Source organism: Sorangium sp. KYC3313 (assembly GCF_052075895.1).
GTDB lineage: Bacteria > Myxococcota_A > Polyangia > Polyangiales > Polyangiaceae > Sorangium > Sorangium cellulosum_B.
In genome coordinates, this window is the sequence record NZ_CP197255.1 from 1,357,732 (window position 1) to 1,372,139 (window position 14,408).

The 14,408-nt window shown below is 72.9% G+C and carries 12 protein-coding genes; 9 read left to right on the forward strand and 3 right to left on the reverse strand.

The window, feature by feature from the left end; genetic code table 11:
• The first annotated feature begins 16 nt into the window (after nucleotides 1-16).
• Nucleotides 17-868 carry a hypothetical protein gene (locus ACSRUE_RS05270; RefSeq protein ID WP_441290067.1) on the forward strand — a complete coding sequence of 284 codons (852 nt, stop codon included), beginning with the start codon at nucleotides 17-19 and terminating at the stop codon, nucleotides 866-868.
• A gap of 339 nt (nucleotides 869-1,207) precedes the next feature.
• On the opposite strand, the gene ACSRUE_RS05275 is transcribed toward ACSRUE_RS05270, so the two are convergent.
• The gene (locus ACSRUE_RS05275; RefSeq protein ID WP_441290068.1) at nucleotides 1,208-2,353 is read right to left on the reverse strand and encodes an FAD:protein FMN transferase; all 1,146 of its coding nucleotides are present in this window, start codon (nucleotides 2,351-2,353) and stop codon (nucleotides 1,208-1,210) included.
• A gap of 174 nt (nucleotides 2,354-2,527) precedes the next feature.
• Between ACSRUE_RS05275 and ACSRUE_RS05280 the strand changes: the two genes are divergently transcribed.
• Nucleotides 2,528-3,715 carry a M20 family metallopeptidase gene (locus ACSRUE_RS05280; protein WP_441290069.1) on the forward strand — a complete coding sequence of 396 codons (1,188 nt, stop codon included), beginning with the start codon at nucleotides 2,528-2,530 and terminating at the stop codon, nucleotides 3,713-3,715.
• 106 nt (nucleotides 3,716-3,821) lie between these two features.
• Here the strand turns inward: ACSRUE_RS05280 and ACSRUE_RS05285 are convergent, their stop codons facing one another.
• Nucleotides 3,822-4,403, reverse strand: a complete 582-nt coding sequence (locus ACSRUE_RS05285) for a hypothetical protein (protein ID WP_441290070.1) — start codon at nucleotides 4,401-4,403, stop codon at nucleotides 3,822-3,824.
• Between the two features lie 227 nt (nucleotides 4,404-4,630).
• On the opposite strand from ACSRUE_RS05285, the gene hemE reads away from it, so the two are divergent.
• The 7 genes from hemE to ACSRUE_RS05320 all read left to right on the forward strand — a co-directional run bounded on the left by hemE (nucleotide 4,631) and on the right by ACSRUE_RS05320 (nucleotide 14,155).
• Complete coding sequence (hemE, locus tag ACSRUE_RS05290) at nucleotides 4,631-5,680, forward strand: uroporphyrinogen decarboxylase (RefSeq protein WP_437296424.1); 1,050 nt, start codon at nucleotides 4,631-4,633, stop codon at nucleotides 5,678-5,680.
• A 221-nt stretch (nucleotides 5,681-5,901) separates the two neighbouring features.
• Nucleotides 5,902-6,687 carry a class II glutamine amidotransferase gene (locus ACSRUE_RS05295; RefSeq protein WP_437762945.1) on the forward strand — a complete coding sequence of 262 codons (786 nt, stop codon included), beginning with the start codon at nucleotides 5,902-5,904 and terminating at the stop codon, nucleotides 6,685-6,687.
• Nucleotides 6,688-7,784: 1,097 nt separating this feature from the next.
• The gene (locus ACSRUE_RS05300; protein WP_012241235.1) at nucleotides 7,785-8,684 is read left to right on the forward strand and encodes a GGDEF domain-containing protein; all 900 of its coding nucleotides are present in this window, start codon (nucleotides 7,785-7,787) and stop codon (nucleotides 8,682-8,684) included.
• A 43-nt stretch (nucleotides 8,685-8,727) separates the two neighbouring features.
• Entirely contained in the window at nucleotides 8,728-10,089 is a 1,362-nt protein-coding gene (locus tag ACSRUE_RS05305) for an aspartate aminotransferase family protein (protein ID WP_441290071.1), read from the forward strand.
• A 49-nt stretch (nucleotides 10,090-10,138) separates the two neighbouring features.
• A complete protein-coding gene (locus ACSRUE_RS05310; protein WP_441290072.1) occupies nucleotides 10,139-11,338 on the forward strand; it encodes a LuxE/PaaK family acyltransferase in 1,200 nt (399 codons plus the stop codon).
• 2 nt (nucleotides 11,339-11,340) lie between these two features.
• Nucleotides 11,341-12,459: an acyl-CoA reductase gene (locus ACSRUE_RS05315; protein ID WP_441293060.1), complete on the forward strand. Its 1,119-nt coding sequence runs from the start codon at nucleotides 11,341-11,343 to the stop codon at nucleotides 12,457-12,459.
• A gap of 133 nt (nucleotides 12,460-12,592) precedes the next feature.
• Nucleotides 12,593-14,155, forward strand: coding sequence for a GAF domain-containing protein (locus tag ACSRUE_RS05320; RefSeq protein ID WP_441290073.1), 1,563 nt, complete (start codon nucleotides 12,593-12,595; stop codon nucleotides 14,153-14,155).
• Nucleotides 14,156-14,182: 27 nt separating this feature from the next.
• On the opposite strand, the gene ACSRUE_RS05325 is transcribed toward ACSRUE_RS05320, so the two are convergent.
• Nucleotides 14,183-14,323 (reverse strand): hypothetical protein, encoded by a 141-nt coding sequence (locus ACSRUE_RS05325; protein ID WP_437762949.1) that lies wholly within the window; start codon nucleotides 14,321-14,323, stop codon nucleotides 14,183-14,185.
• Nucleotides 14,324-14,408: the final 85 nt, after the last annotated feature.

Sequence of the window (14,408 nt, forward strand, 5' to 3'; positions counted from 1 at the left end):
TGCTACCCTTGCTCGCATGGATCCGAAGCCGACCGGCGCCACGTTCCTGCTCGCCCCGGCCGCTAGGGGCGGCGCGGCGGCCAGGCTCCCGCCTGCGGATCAGCGGCGCGCGGATTTCCCGCCGGTGGACGAGCACCTCGTGAGGCCGGAGGTGACGCGCGACGAGGTGCTCCGCGGGCGCAAGGTCGTCGCGGCGCCGTCGCTCGAGCCGCACGCCGAGCAGCAGGTGCGGCTGGATTTCCTGATCGCGCCGCATCTACGGCCCGGCTACATCGGCGCTGCCGACCTCATCACCCGCGTCGCCGAGGGCTCGGATTTCGCCACGGACCTCTCGATTCGCAAGACAGGGACCGATCCCGCGACGGGGCGCCGGTACCTGGAGGAGCTCTCGTTCGAGATCGTCAACGAGCAATCGATGCGGGACGTGCGTGAGAAGGCGGAGGATCTCATCGCCCGGGGCGTGCGCCGCGTCTTCGCGATCTTCGTCAAGCGCGGTGAGGTCGCTGAGTGGTCGGTGGCCGAAGCGCGGTTCGTTCCGCTCACGCCTGACGCAAGGCTCGAGGATGTGTGCCTGGTCCGTCCGGTTCATGTCCGCGCATTGCTCGACGGGGCGGCGGCCGAGCGCGAGGTCATCCGCGCGCTCGAGCACAAGGGCAATCCGGAGATCGAGGCCATCAAGGCGCGTGAGCGCCAGGACGCGCTCGACGAGGGGCAGCGCGCCGTGCTGCTGCGCCAGATCCGGGCGAGGTTCGGCGAGGTGCCCGGGGCGGCGCGGGAGAAGATCGTCGCGGCGTCCGGGGAGCGGCTCGCGGTGTGGGCCGAACGGATCCTGGTCGCAGGGACGCTGGACGAGCTCTTCGAAGGCTGAAACGCCGCACGTCGCGGGCGGCCCCTGCGCCGGAGCCGAGCGCGTGGAGGAGTTCGCCAAGGCGGCGGCCGCATTCCGGGATCAGATCGGGCTCGTCGAGGCACTCTACTGCATAGCGACGATCATCGCTTCGCGGCACCTGGCATCTGCAAATACAATCTCCAGCAGATGCATCGACATCTCCCTCGTTGAGAATGGCAATTGCAACATTGAACTCGTCTTGATGTTTGACGGCTCGAAGCTCCTCGGAAAGCGTGCGCACGCCGCAAATTTCCGAGAGCACGATGGGCTCCACACGCAAAGCGCAACACCTGAAACCTGGCCTCAGGGCCGAGACCACTACAGCCCCTCCGTCGGCTGCCGCAGCACCTCGACCTTGCCCTCCAGCCGCTTCGACACCCACACCTTGTTGTTCCGGTCGACGATCACCGCGCCGCAGTCCTCGATCGACTCGACGAGCGCGAGCCCCTTCTCCGCCCCCAGGATGAACACCGCGTCATCGATGGCGTCCGCCGTCAGCGCATCCCTCGCCCAGATGGTCACGCTCCGGCTCCCGGTCGCCGGGAACCCGGTCCGCGGATCGATGATGTGGTGATAGCGCCTGCCGTCCTTGATGAAGCTCCGCTCGTAGTCGCCCGCCGTGGAGAAGGCGTGGTCCTCCACCTCGATCATCGCGAAGTGGTCGTTCGCGTCCTTGCCGCGCGGGTCCCGCACCCCTGCCCTCCACGGCGACCCGTCCGGCTTCTTTCCGGCGATGTACAGGTCACCGCCGGCCTGCACGAAGAACGACGTCAGCCCCTCCCCGCGCAGCACCCGCGCCGCGGCGTCGACGGCGTAGCCCTTCGCGATCCCGCCGAGGCTCATCCGCATCCCGGGCTTCCCGAGCATCACCGTGCGCCGCGCGCGATCGATCTTGATCTGCCTGTGATCGATGAGCGCGCGCGCCCGCTCGACGTCTTCCTTGCGCGGCACGTTGTCGTCGATGTCCTCGTCGAACTTCCAGAGCCCGTGCATCGCCTCGAAGGTGACGTCGAAGACCCCCTCCGAGCGCTCGCTGATCCAGAGGCTCTTCTCGATCACGGCAAGAGACTCCGGGCTCACCTCCACCGCGCCCTTCCCGGCCGCCGCGTTGACCCGCGACAGCTCGCTGTCCGGCCGCCAGGTCGTCATGAGCCCCTCGAGCCTGCGGATCTCGGCGATCGCCTTGTCCAGCCGGCCCCTGATCGCGGCCTCATCCATCGCCTCGCTCGTGTAGGCGGCGAGGAGCAGGCTCGTGCCCATCGCCCTCGCCTCGACCGCGACGCGGGCGGGCCCGGCCTGCGCCGGAGCGGCCTGGGCCGGCAGAGGCCCCGCGCTCGCGCTCGCGGCGGCCGGCCCGGCCTCCTGGCGCGCGCGTGGGCGCGCGTCGCAGGCAGCGAGCGCGAGCGCTGCCGCGAGGCACGGGCAGAAGAAGAAGAGGAGCGGAGAACTGCGCGGTCCGTGCATTCGAGGGTCCTGGCTCCGTGAGAAGTCCCGACAGCGTGGCGGCGCGCGGCGTTCCAGCTTGCGAACGCGCGAGCGTGCGAGCGTCACCACCGGGCGGCGTCGGCGGAGCTCCTCCGCCAGCGCCACCATGGCCCGGGCGAGCCGCGCGGATCCAGAGTAGTATCGCTCGCCGCTATGAACCTCGACCCGAGCCGCATCCAGCGTGACATCGACGACCTCTCCCCGGACCTCCGCGAGATCGCCGCGCGCATCCACGCGAACCCCGAGCTCCGGTTCGAGGAGCACAGGGCCGCGGCCTGGCTCGCCGAGGCCGTCGAGAAGCGCGGCATCCAGGTCGAGCGGGGGCTCGCCGGCATGCCCACCTCGCTCCGCGCGCGCATCGGGCGCGGCGGGGGTCCCCACCTCGCCATCCTCGCCGAGTACGACGCGCTCCCGGAGATCGGCCACGCTTGCGGGCACAACCTGATCGCGGCGGGAGCGCTCGGCGCGTTCCTCGCGCTGGCGCGGCAGAAGGACGCCGTGGCCGGCACCATCGATCTGGTCGGGACGCCCGCCGAGGAGGGGGGCGGCGGCAAGATCAGGCTGCTCGAGGCGGGCGCCTTCGAGGGCGTCGACGCCGCGATGATGTTCCACCCGTTCGACCGCGACCTGCTCGCGCACGACACGCTGGCCAGCGCCTGGATCGAGCTCCAGTTCCGCGGCAAGCCGTCGCACGCCGCGCTCGCGCCGTGGGACGGCAACAGCGCGCTCACGGCCTGCCTCGACACCTTCCGGCTGATCGACGGCCAGCGCGTCCACTTCCGCGACGGCGTCCGGGTGCACGGGTTCATCAAGAACGGCGGTCAGGCGGTCAACATCATCCCGGAGCTCGCCGTCGCCGAGTTCTCGGTCCGCGCCCTCGACACCGAGGAGCTCGCCCGCGTGCGGGCGATCGTGGAGCGCTGCGCCCGCGGCGCGGCCATGGCGAGCGGGGCCGAGCTCACGCTCGTCGATCAGGGCGGCTACAAGAACATGGTCAACAACCGGAAGATGGCGCGCCGCTTCGGCGAGCACCTGCGCGCCCTCGGCCGCTCGCCGCTCGAGATGGACCCCGCCGTCGGCACCGGCTCGACCGACATGGGCGACGTGTCCCACGCGCTCCCCGCCATCCATCCGTGGATCGCGATCTGCGGCAAGGGAGAGACGACCTGCCACCAGCACGCGTTCGCCGAGCGCGCCGCGAGCCCCTCCGGCCAGGACTCGATGCTGATCGCCGCCAAGGCCATGGCGATGACGTGCGCGGATCTCCTGCTCGATCCCGAGCTGCGGCAGGGCGTGCGCGAGGAGTTCGCGCAGCGGAAGGCCGGGGCGAGCGCGCGCTAGTTCCCTCGGGGCTCCGCCCCGAACCCCGGCGTCCGCTTCGCGGCCGCCCTGTTTCTGCGCGTCAGCAATCCCTGGCGGGATTTCTGACGCGCAGAAACAGGCGCGTTCAGCCGTCGTCCTGAAGGGGGTTCCCGAGATCGTCCATCAGCCCGGTCCCCCCCTCGATCGGGATCGCCCGCGCCAGGGCGACCCGCTCCAGCATCACCGACAGCGCGATCCTGTCTCCGACGTCCGGCAGCCAGGTGCGCGACCCGTCCCAGAGATCGAGCCGGATGTTGCTCGCCGGCACGCTCCCGCTGACCGCCGCGGCGCCGGCGCTCGCCTGCGCGGAAGGCACCGCCATCCGGTCGATCTGCGACCAGGCGAAGCGCCGCACGCGCGGCACGCCGAAGGTGAGCAGCTCGCGCAGCTCGATCCCTTCCGGGTGCACGACGACCCCCCGCATCTGCTCGCGCAGCACCATCGCCAGCGCGCTCACGCACAGGATGATGGCGCACACGCTGGAGGAGACGAGCCGGTGGCGATCGCCCTCGACGACGTACTGGAAGATCCGGGAGCTCGAGGGAGCGTTCTGGCCGTAGACGATCACCGCCGAGACGCCGAGAGCGAAGGCCAGGTAAAGCAGCGCCGGGAGGCGCTCCTTCAGCGGCGGCCCGAACGCGATGCGCTTCTCGGGCCTGTACGTCATGTCAAAGCCGGGAGGTCTGGAGGGACGCGCCATAGACTCGTAGTCTACACGGCGGGTGAGCCGGCGCTTGGGTCCGCCCCCTCGGCCGGGCCACCTCGGGCCGGGTCGCGCCGCGCTCCCGGCGACCCACGTGCGGGCGATGGGCTGAAACCCATTGCCGGGCGATGGCTGAACGGACATGAAGGGGCGTCCCGACGGCGTCCCGTCCACCCCTCCTGGAGCCTTCCATGCACGATCGCTTCCTGCGCGCCTGCCGGCGAGAGCCGACCGATGTCACGCCCGTGTGGTTCATGCGCCAGGCCGGCCGGTACATGGCCGAGTACCGGGAGCTCAGGAAGAAGTACACGCTCCTCGAGATCTGCAAGACGCCCGAGCTCGCGCTCGAGGTGACGCTCCAGCCGCTGCGGCTCGGGATGGACGCGGCGATCCTCTTCGCAGACATCCTGCTGCCGCTCGAGCCGATGGGCGCCCCCTTCGAGTTCGCGAAGGGCGAGGGCCCGGTGATCCACGAGCCCGTGCGCGATCGGGCCGGCATCGAGCGGCTGCGGGTGTTCGAGCCCGAGGAGGGCCTCGGCTACGTGCTCGACGCCGTGCGCCTCATCCGCAAGGAGCTGGACGGCAAGACGCCGCTCATCGGCTTCGCCGGCGCGCCGTTCACCATGGCGAGCTACCTGGTCGAGGGGGGCAAGTCGAGCGACTACCGGCTCACGAAGCAGCTGATGTGGAGCGACCCCGAGGCGTGGTCGGCGCTGATGGGCAAGATCTCGGAGGTCGTCCGCCGCCTGCTGCGCGCGCAGGTCGCCGCGGGCGCCCAGGCGGTGCAGCTGTTCGACTCGTGGGTCGGCTCGCTCTCGATCGACGACTACCGCGAGCACGTGCAGCCGCACGTGCGGCACATCCTCCGCGACCTCGAGGCGACCGGGGTCCCGGTCATCCACTTCGGCACGAACACGGGGGCGCTCCTGGAGGCGCAGCGCGACGCCGGCGGCACGGTCATCGGCGTCGACTGGCGCACGCCGCTCGACAAGGCGTGGCAGCGCGTCGGGTACGACCGTGCGGTGCAGGGCAACCTCGATCCGCTGCTGCTCTGCGCGCCGCGCGCCGTCGCCGAGCGCCGCGCGCGCGCGGTGCTCGAGGAGGCCGGCGGGCGCGCCGGGCACATCTTCAACCTCGGCCACGGCATCATCCCGGAGACGCCGGTCGATACGGTCAAGGCGGTCATCGATCTCGTCCACTCCATCCCGCGCGCGTCGCTCCAGGGCGAGCCGGACCGCTGACGCCGCGCATCGCGCCGCGGCGTCGACCGGGATCGTGGGGCGGGCGCCAGGCCGCGCCGCCGCATCGCGCCGCGCCGGCGCATCGCGCCGCGTCGGTGACCAGGATCGTGCGGCGAGGAGCGAGGCCGCGCCGCCGCCTGGCCCTGATGAAGAAGCCGCATCGGCGCCTCACCGTCGAGATCTCAGACACCCTCCCGGGGTGATATGGTCCAGCCGCGAGCATGTGCGAGCTCCTCGGGATGGAGTGCAACGTCCCCACAGACATCGTCTTTTCGTTCAACGGCCTCCGGCACCGGGGCGGCCGCACCGGTCCCCACGCTGACGGTTGGGGCCTCGCGTTCTTCGAGGGGCGCGCAGCGCGCGTGTTCCTCGATCCGAGCCCCGCCGCGGAGAGCCCGCTGGCGCGATTCCTCAGCGAGACGCCCATCAAGACGCTGCTCGCGATCGGCCACATCCGGCGCCGCACCCGCGGCGACGTGCTCCTCGCCAACACGCACCCGTTCATGCGCGAGCTCTGGGGACGCCACTGGGTCTTCGCGCACAACGGCACGCTCCCTCGCGTCCGGCGCCGCGCGCTGGGCCGCTTCAACCCCATCGGAACGACCGACAGCGAGCACGCCTTCTGTTACCTGCTGGAGGGCCTCCGCAGCTCGTTCCCCGGCTATCCGCGCCGTCCCAGCGAGCTCTGGGAGGCGATCGCGGCGCTCGGCGGCGAGCTGGGCCAGGATGGGACGTTCAACTTCCTGCTCGGCGACGGGCGCCACCTCTTCGCCCGCTGCGCAACCCGGCTCTGTCACATCATCCGCAAGGCCCCCTTCGGCATCGCGACGCTCCTCGACGACGATGTCCGCGTCGACTTCTCGGCCGTCACCACCCCGAAGGATCGGATCGCGGTGGTCGCGACGAGCCCGCTCACCGCGAACGAGACCTGGACGACGGGACGGCCGGGCGAGCTCTGGGTATTCGATGGCGGTGAGCTGCGCGCGACGCTGCCGTCGCTCGCCTGATCGACGCGCCGGCGCGGTGTCCACCCCTCGCGCGCGGTCGCGCCGCGGCCTGAAGATGGGCACGGCGGCCTGAAAAGAAAAACGCCGCGACGGACCTGGGGGGGGAAGGTCTCCGCCGCGACGCAGGTCTATCCTACGCACCCTGTGTGCCAAGTCAACTAACCGGCAACGCCGGCGGCCCCTCCGCTGCGCGGTCGCGGCGCGCGCCGCGCACGTCGGTCCACGCGGTTCCGCTCCGTTCCGCTCCGTTCCGCTTCGCGGGGCTCCGTTCCGCGCCGCTTCACGCCGTCCTGCTCGGCTTCGCTCGGTTCCGCTCCGGTGCAGCTCCGTCCCGCGCCGCTTCGCTCGGTTTCGCTCCGTTCCGTGCCGCGTCACTCCGTTCCGCGTCGCTCCGTTCCGCTTCGCACGGTTCCGCTTCGCGCGGTTCCGGTCCGCTGCGTTCCGCTTCGCTCAGTTCAGCGTTGTGATGCGCCCTGGTTTTGAGGCAGAACTCACAGAGCCTCGTCCCCGCAGAACGCGGACATGCCAGGCAAACAGACACATCGTGTTCCAGCGAACCATTCTCTCCCTTGCCGGCTCAATCGCTCGCCGGACGGGTGGCGGCGCGCTCGGGAAACGCATAGAGAGACCCGCGTCCTCGGCAGCTCGGGCTGCACAAGAGGAAAGAGATGGGGCGTCAGCTGCGATAACAGCGCACAGCACCCCACAAGGCGCATCGGCGAGCACCGGCGGTGCGGCGCGGCGTGAGCGGCAGCAAACGACGGCGAGGGGCGGACGGCGTGCGGGGAACAAGCCGAGAACGAGGAAGGGCGCGACGAGCGCGACGAGCGCGACGAGCGCAACAAGCGCGACCGAGCGCAGAGGGCGACGTAGGCCGTTGTCGGGTCGGGAAGGCGGAGGAAGCACTGAAGACGGCTCCGCCCGGATGGCCGTCTTGACGGGAGTCGGGGCATGTCAGTACGCTTTGACGTTGGGCGAGCTAGGGCATATCGAACCGTTGCATCGCGACCGAAGAGCCACGCCCGGGTAGGTTCCGTCTCGGGAAGAGCTCGAACGATGTCGAGGCTAGGTCGCACGACGGGTTGGGCTGAGCGCGCGTGAGTGACTTCGACGAAAAGACTCGTGTAACGCAGGTGGTCCAGCCCCCACCGGGCGGCGGCAGCAAGAACACGACCGACTGCCTGGTCGTGATCTACACGAAGGAGCCCACGCTGCTCGGCAAGCGGTTCGTGCTGGAGAACAACCCGACGCGGGTCGGTCGCGGCGCGGACAACCACATCGTGCTCGACGGCGACTCCGTGTCACGGAGGCACGCCCATTTCGAGCAGCGGCCGAGCGCCTGGATGGTCGTCGACGACGGGAGCACCAACGGGACGTACTGCAACGATGAGCAGATCTCCCGCGAGGTGGTGCTGAAGAACGGAGACCGGGTGAAGATCGGCCCCACGATCTTCAAGTTCCTGTCCGGCGCCGACGTGGAGGCGCAATACCACGAAGAGATCTACCGGATGACCATCATCGATGGTCTCACGCAGATCCACAACAAGCGCTACCTCTACGAGGCGCTCGAGCGCGAGATCATCCGCGGCCGCCGCCACGAGCGGGACCTCGCGATCCTCCTGTTCGACATCGACCACTTCAAGCGCATCAACGACGTCCACGGCCACCTGGCCGGCGACTTCGTGCTGAAGGAGGTCGCGCGAATCGTGCAGAGCCGCATCCGCCGCGACGAGGTCTTCGCGCGCTACGGCGGCGAGGAGTTCGCCATCATCCTGCCGGAGACGTCCATCGAGGGCGCGGCGGCCCTCGGCGAGACCCTGCGTCAAAAGGTCGCGGAGCACCTGTTCGTGTTCCAGGCCGACAGCATCCGCGTGACGATCAGCGTCGGCGTGGCGCTCCTCCAGGAGGGCGATCGCACCGCGAACGACCTCATCAAGCGCGCGGACGAGCGCCTCTACCACGCGAAGAACAGCGGGAGAAACCGGGTGTGCGCCTGAGCAGCCGCCCGCGGGCGCGCTAGGCTCCGGCGGAGGAAGGACGATGCCGAACAGCGATCTGCCGCTGCCGTCGGCGCCGGACGCGGGCAGCGGCGCTGAGCTGCCCGCGATCCTGTCGCCGCCGCCTGGTCCCCTGTCGCGGCGCGCCCTCGAGCGCCTCGAGCGCGTCGAGTGCCCGGCGTTCGGCCGGCGGCGCGAGGCGCGGGCGCAGAAGAGCGGCGCCGACATGCTGCCGATCGTGCTGTCGCACGGGCGCGGCGCGAACGTCTGCGACGTCGACGGGAACCGCTACGTCGACCTGTGCGCCGGCTTCGGCGCGCTGCTGCTCGGCCACGCGGCGGCGCCGGTGCGGCGCGCGGCGGAGGAGCAGCTGGCGCGGCTGACCCTCGCGCTCGGCGACGTGTACTCGGCCGACGTGAAGATCGCCCTGCTGGAGCGCCTCGCGGCGCTGCACCCCGGGCCCTCGCCCATGGCGCTGCTGGGCCAGAGCGGCAGCGACGCGATCACCGCGGCCGTCAAGACGGCGGCGCTCTCGACCGGACGGCCGGGGCTCGTCGCGTTCGAGGGCGCGTACCACGGGCTCGGGTACGCGCCGCTCGCGGCGTGCGGGCTGCGCGAGAGCTACCGGGCGCCCTTCGCCGAGCAGCTCAACCGGCGCGTGACGTTCGCGCCCTACCCGCGCGACGAGGCGGGCGCCGCGCGCTCGGTCGACGCCGTCGAGCTCGCGTTGCGCGGGGGCGACGTCGGCGCGGTCCTCCTCGAGCCGATCCTCGGGCGGGGCGGCTGCGTCGTCCCGCCCGGCGCGTTCCTGCGCGCGGTCTGCGAAGCGGCGCACCGGCACGGGGCGCTCGTGATCGCGGACGAGATCTGGACCGGCCTCGGTCGATCGGGGGCGATGACGCGCACAGGAGAGCTCGGGGCGCCGGTCGACATCCTCTGCTTCGGCAAGGGGCTCGGCGGCGGGCTGCCCATCTCCGCGTGCGTGGCGCCCGAGCCGATCATGCGGGCGTGGGCGCGCGAGGGCGAGGTGGTCCACACGTCGACGCACTCCGGATCGCCCCTCGCGGCGAGCGCCGCGCTCGCGACGCTCGCCGCCCTCGACGAAGGCCGGCTGGCCGCGCGCTCACGCGACGTGGGCGCTCGCTTCCAGGCGATGCTGCGAGAGGCGCTCGCGCGCAGGGCAGGCGTCGTCGACGTGCGGGGCGCGGGGCTCATGGTCGGCGTCGAGCTCGAGAGCGCCGAGCTGGGGCTCCGGGCCATGCGCGGGATGCTGGCCGAAGGGTACCTGGTCCTCACGGGCGGGGTGCGCGGCGAGACGCTGACGCTGACGCCGGCGCTCACCATCCCCGAGGCGCTGCTCTCGGCCGCGGCCGGCGCGCTCGCGCGCGTGCTGCGCGCGTGTTGACGCGCCTAGCGCGCGAGCGGAGCAGGACGCGCGTGCTATCCCGGTGCCCGTGGGACCGATAGACCAGAGCGAGGCGCTGCACCGCCGCGCGCGGGCGTTCATCGAGGCGTCGCTCGGCGTGGACAGGGCGGGCTCGACAGGCGCCGGCCGAGCCGCGGCGGCCTCTCCTCCGCAGGACCAGGGCGAGCGCGGGGCGCTCCCGGAGACCTTCGATGCGCTCGCGATCGCCCTCGCCCGGCACCAGGCCGCGCGTTGCGCGCCGGTGGCCCGCCTCTTCGAGGCGCGCGGCGCGGACGTCGCCGCGATGGATCATGCGGCGCAGATCCCCGCTGTGCCGTGCGACGTGTTCCGGTTCGCGCGCGTCGCGGCCCACCCGTCGGAGGCGGACGAGCGCGTCTTCCGCACGAGCGGAACCTCCCTCGGCGCGGCGTCCCGCGGCGAGCACCCGTTCCGCACGACCGCCACGTACGAGCTGGCCGCGCTCGCGTGGGGGGAGCGCCTGCTGTGGCCCGACGGCGCGCGGCTCCGGGCGATCGTCCTCGCGCCGCCGCTCCACGAGGCGCCGGACTCGTCGCTCGGGTTCATGATCGACCGCTTCGCCGCGCGCCTCTCGGGGCCGGCGAGCTGGCACGTTCGCGGCGGCGAGCTCGACGCCGCGGGGTTCGCCCGCGCGTGCGCCGAGGCGCGCGCCTCGGGAGAGCCGGCGCTCGTGCTCGGCACGTCGTTCGCCTTCGTGCATCTGCTCGAGCACCTGCTCGAGGCGCGGCTGCCCGAGGGCGCGGCGCGGCTGCCCGAAGGGAGCCGGGTCATGCAGACCGGCGGCTACAAGGGCCGCTCGCGCGAGGTGCCCGCGGACGAGCTGCGGGCGTCGATCGCGCGGGCGCTGGGGGTGCCCCTCTCGCACGTCGTGAGCGAGTACGGCATGACCGAGCTCTCCAGCCAGCTCTACGAGGGCACGCTCGCGGCGGCGCTCGCCGGCGCACCGGGCGCGGCGCCGGGGCTGTACCTCGCGCCTCCCTGGACGCGCGTCACCGCGGTGGACCCCGAGACGCTCGCGCCGCTCCCCGCGGGGGCGATCGGGCTCGCGCGGATCGTCGATCTCGCGAACGTCGACTCGGCGGTCGCCATCCAGACCGCCGACCGCGTGCGCGTCACCGCGGAGGGCGTCGAGCTCCTGGGCCGCGCGTCCGGGGCGCCGCCGCGCGGCTGCTCGATCGCGATGGACCAGATGCTCGGCGGCGGGCCGTGAGGATGGACGACGGCGCGGCGCGGCGCCTCCGGGTCGAGCGCGCGGTCGCCGCGGCGGCGCGGATCGCGGACGCGCGCGATCCGCTGGGCGAGGAGGCGCGCCAGCGGTTGCCTTCCACGAGCGGCCTCTCGCCCGAGGGCGTGGAGCTCGCGCTCGGCCGCCACCTCGAGGTCGCGCCGAGCGACGGCGAGCTCGACGCGCTCGTGGCGGCCTCGGGGCGCGCGCGCCGCTGCCACGTGGTCCTGGCGGCCAACGTCTGCACGGCGCCGCTGCGGGCCATCGCCGTCGCGACGGCCACAGCGCCGGAGGTCCTCGTGCGCCCGTCCCGCCGCGATCCCGTGATCGCGGAGCTCCTCGTGCGCGCGCTGCAGGCCGACGAAGGCTTCCGCCGCGCCGGCGGGGCCATCGCGCTGGTCGCGGACGTCGCGCTCGGGGACGCCGGGGCGGCGGCCGGCGAGGGGGGTCCCTGGGATCTGCCGCACGCCGAGCTGCACGTGTACGGCTCGGACCAGACCGTGGCGACGCTGCGGGCCCAGGCCGGCCCGGGCGTGCTCGTGCGCGGGCACGGCGCCGGCCTGGGGCTCGCCGTCGTCGGCCTGGACGCGAGCCTCGTCGAGGCGGCGCGGGACATCGCTGCGGACGTCGTGCCGTTCGATCAGCGCGGCTGCCTGTCGCCGCGCTTCGCGCTGGTGGAAGGCCCGGCCGAGCGCGCGGAGGCGCTCGCGCGCGCCCTGCACGGGGCGCTCGAGGAGGCGGGCGCGCGCGTCCCGCGCGGGCCGCTCGACGGCCCCGCCCGCGCGGAGGTGACCATGTACCGGGCCACGCTCGAGGCCGTGGGCTCGTTCTGGGAAGGTCGAGGACACGGGGTCGGCCTGGATCCGGCGCCGCGATCGCTGCTGCTGCCGCCGGCGGCGCGCGTCGTCCACGTGGCGGCGAGCAGCGCCGAGGCCGCTCCGGCGCTGCTCGCGCCGATCCGCGGCGCGATCACCGCGATCGGCGCGGGCGGAGGCGGGATGCTCGCGCGCGCGGCGGCCGCGGCAGCCCCGCGCGCCCGGCGCTCCGCGCTCGGGTGGATGCAGCGCCCGCCCCTCGACGGCCCTGTCGATCTGCGGACGCCCTGACGTCCTGCTGCCCGCGCGGGCGGGTCGCGGCGAGCGCGCACGTCGCGCGGCCGCGCCGTCCAGACCGCGACACGATCCGGACGTGGTGGGAGCAAGGTGCGCTCGAGCGACGGTGTGTGATAGCGATCATGGCATGTCGTCGCGCACCGATCCGAAGGCGACCCATCCGCCCACGGAGCTCGAAGCGATCGCGAGCCCGTCGGCGACGCCGTCCGGCGTGGAGGGCTCACGGGACAGCCTCGTGGACCGCGCGCTGGACGCGCGCCGCCCCGACGAGGACGGCGCGCCCGTCTCGAGCGACCCGGCCGGCAGCTCGGCCCGCGCCGCGGACGCCGGCGACGAGGGCGCGCCGCCTTCGGTCGCCTCCGCGAGGATCCAGGTGCGCCGCGACGAGCGCCTGGATCTCGTGATCGAGTACCTGGCCTTCGTGGCGAAGCCGATGCCGCTGTCGCTCCTCCTCGACGAGGCGCCACAGCGGATCGCCGCGATCCTCGGCGCCGACGTGGCCTCGCTGTATCTCCTCGAGGGCGACGGCGACGAGCTCGTGCTGCGCGGCAACGTCGGCTTTCCGCGCGAGGCGCGCGGCACGGTGCGGCTCTCGGTCGGGCAAGGCATCACGGGCATGGCGGTCGAGTGCCTGCGGCCGATCTCGGTCGTCCAGGCGACCGAGCACGAGCGCTATCGAGCGTTCCCCGAGCTCCGTGAAGAGCGCTTCCCGGTCTTCCTCGCGGCGCCCATCCTCGGCAGCGGCCGCCCGCTCGGCGCCTTGGTCGTGCAGCGGGCGGGCGATCGCGCCTTCACGGCGCGGGACGTCGAGCTCGTCATGGCGCTGACCGCGCCGATCGCGGCCGGCGCTCGCCACGCGCAGGTGCTCGACGAGCTGCGCGAGCGGCGGCGGCGCACGGGCGGCGGCACGCGCAAGGTCACGCTGCCGGGGTTGCCCGTCGTCGCCGGGCGCGCGCTCGGCGCCATCGCGGCCCTGCGGCGGCCGGCGACCTCATCGCTCGGCGCGCGGCAGGGCAGCGGCGATCCGAAGCTCCTGCGGCTCGCGTTCGACATCGCGGAGAAGGCGCTCCTCGACCTCAACGCGCGCGCGGCGAAGCGAGGGCTCGCGCAGGAGGCGGCGTTCCTCTCGAACTACCTCCTGATGATCGGCGACGGCCGCCTGCGCGCGCGCGCCTTCGAGCTCGCGGCCGGCGGGCGCAACGTCGCGCAGGCGCTCGGGACGGTCGCTCGCGAGGTGGCGCGGGCCGCCAACGGGATCGTCGGTGACCCGTTCTTGCAGGATCGCGCCCGTGACATCGAGGATCTGTGCGATGCGATCCTGATGCTGGCGACCCCGGATGCCCGGGCCGAGCTCCCGTCGAAGGCGGTCCTCGTGGGAGACCAGCTGACGGTCTTCGACCTCTTGATCTCCGCCCGGGCCCACCCGGTGGGCGTCGCGCTCAGCGACCGGTCCGGGCCGCGCTCGCTCGTGCTCCTCCAGCTGCTCGGCGTGCCGTCGATCGTGGATGTGGCGGGGGCGTTCCGCTGGGCATCGCCGGGAGACGTCGCGCTCCTCGACGCGGACCACGGCTTCCTGGTGATCAACCCGTCCCGGGCCGAGGTCGCGACCGTTCGCGCGGCGCGACGCAGGGGCCCCACGTCGTCGGAGCCGGACGACGACGACGACGGAGAGGACGAGCCGGCGAGCTGAGCACCGGCCGGGGCCGGTGCTCGAGGCTCAGCTGCCGGACTGCGCGGCGGCGGCCGGCTCGGCCGGCGTTCCCTGGGCGCTCTGCAGCTCCTTCTTGGCGCGCCAGTTCGCCAGGCGCTTCGTATCGCGACGCTTCTTCTTGGCTCTCACTGCGGGCTTCTGCGGCATGGCCGGCGGTATAGTCGCTCGAGCCCCTCGAGGGAACCCCGTACCTCACGCCGCCCCCGTTGAGGCCACGGGGCGTTGACGCCCC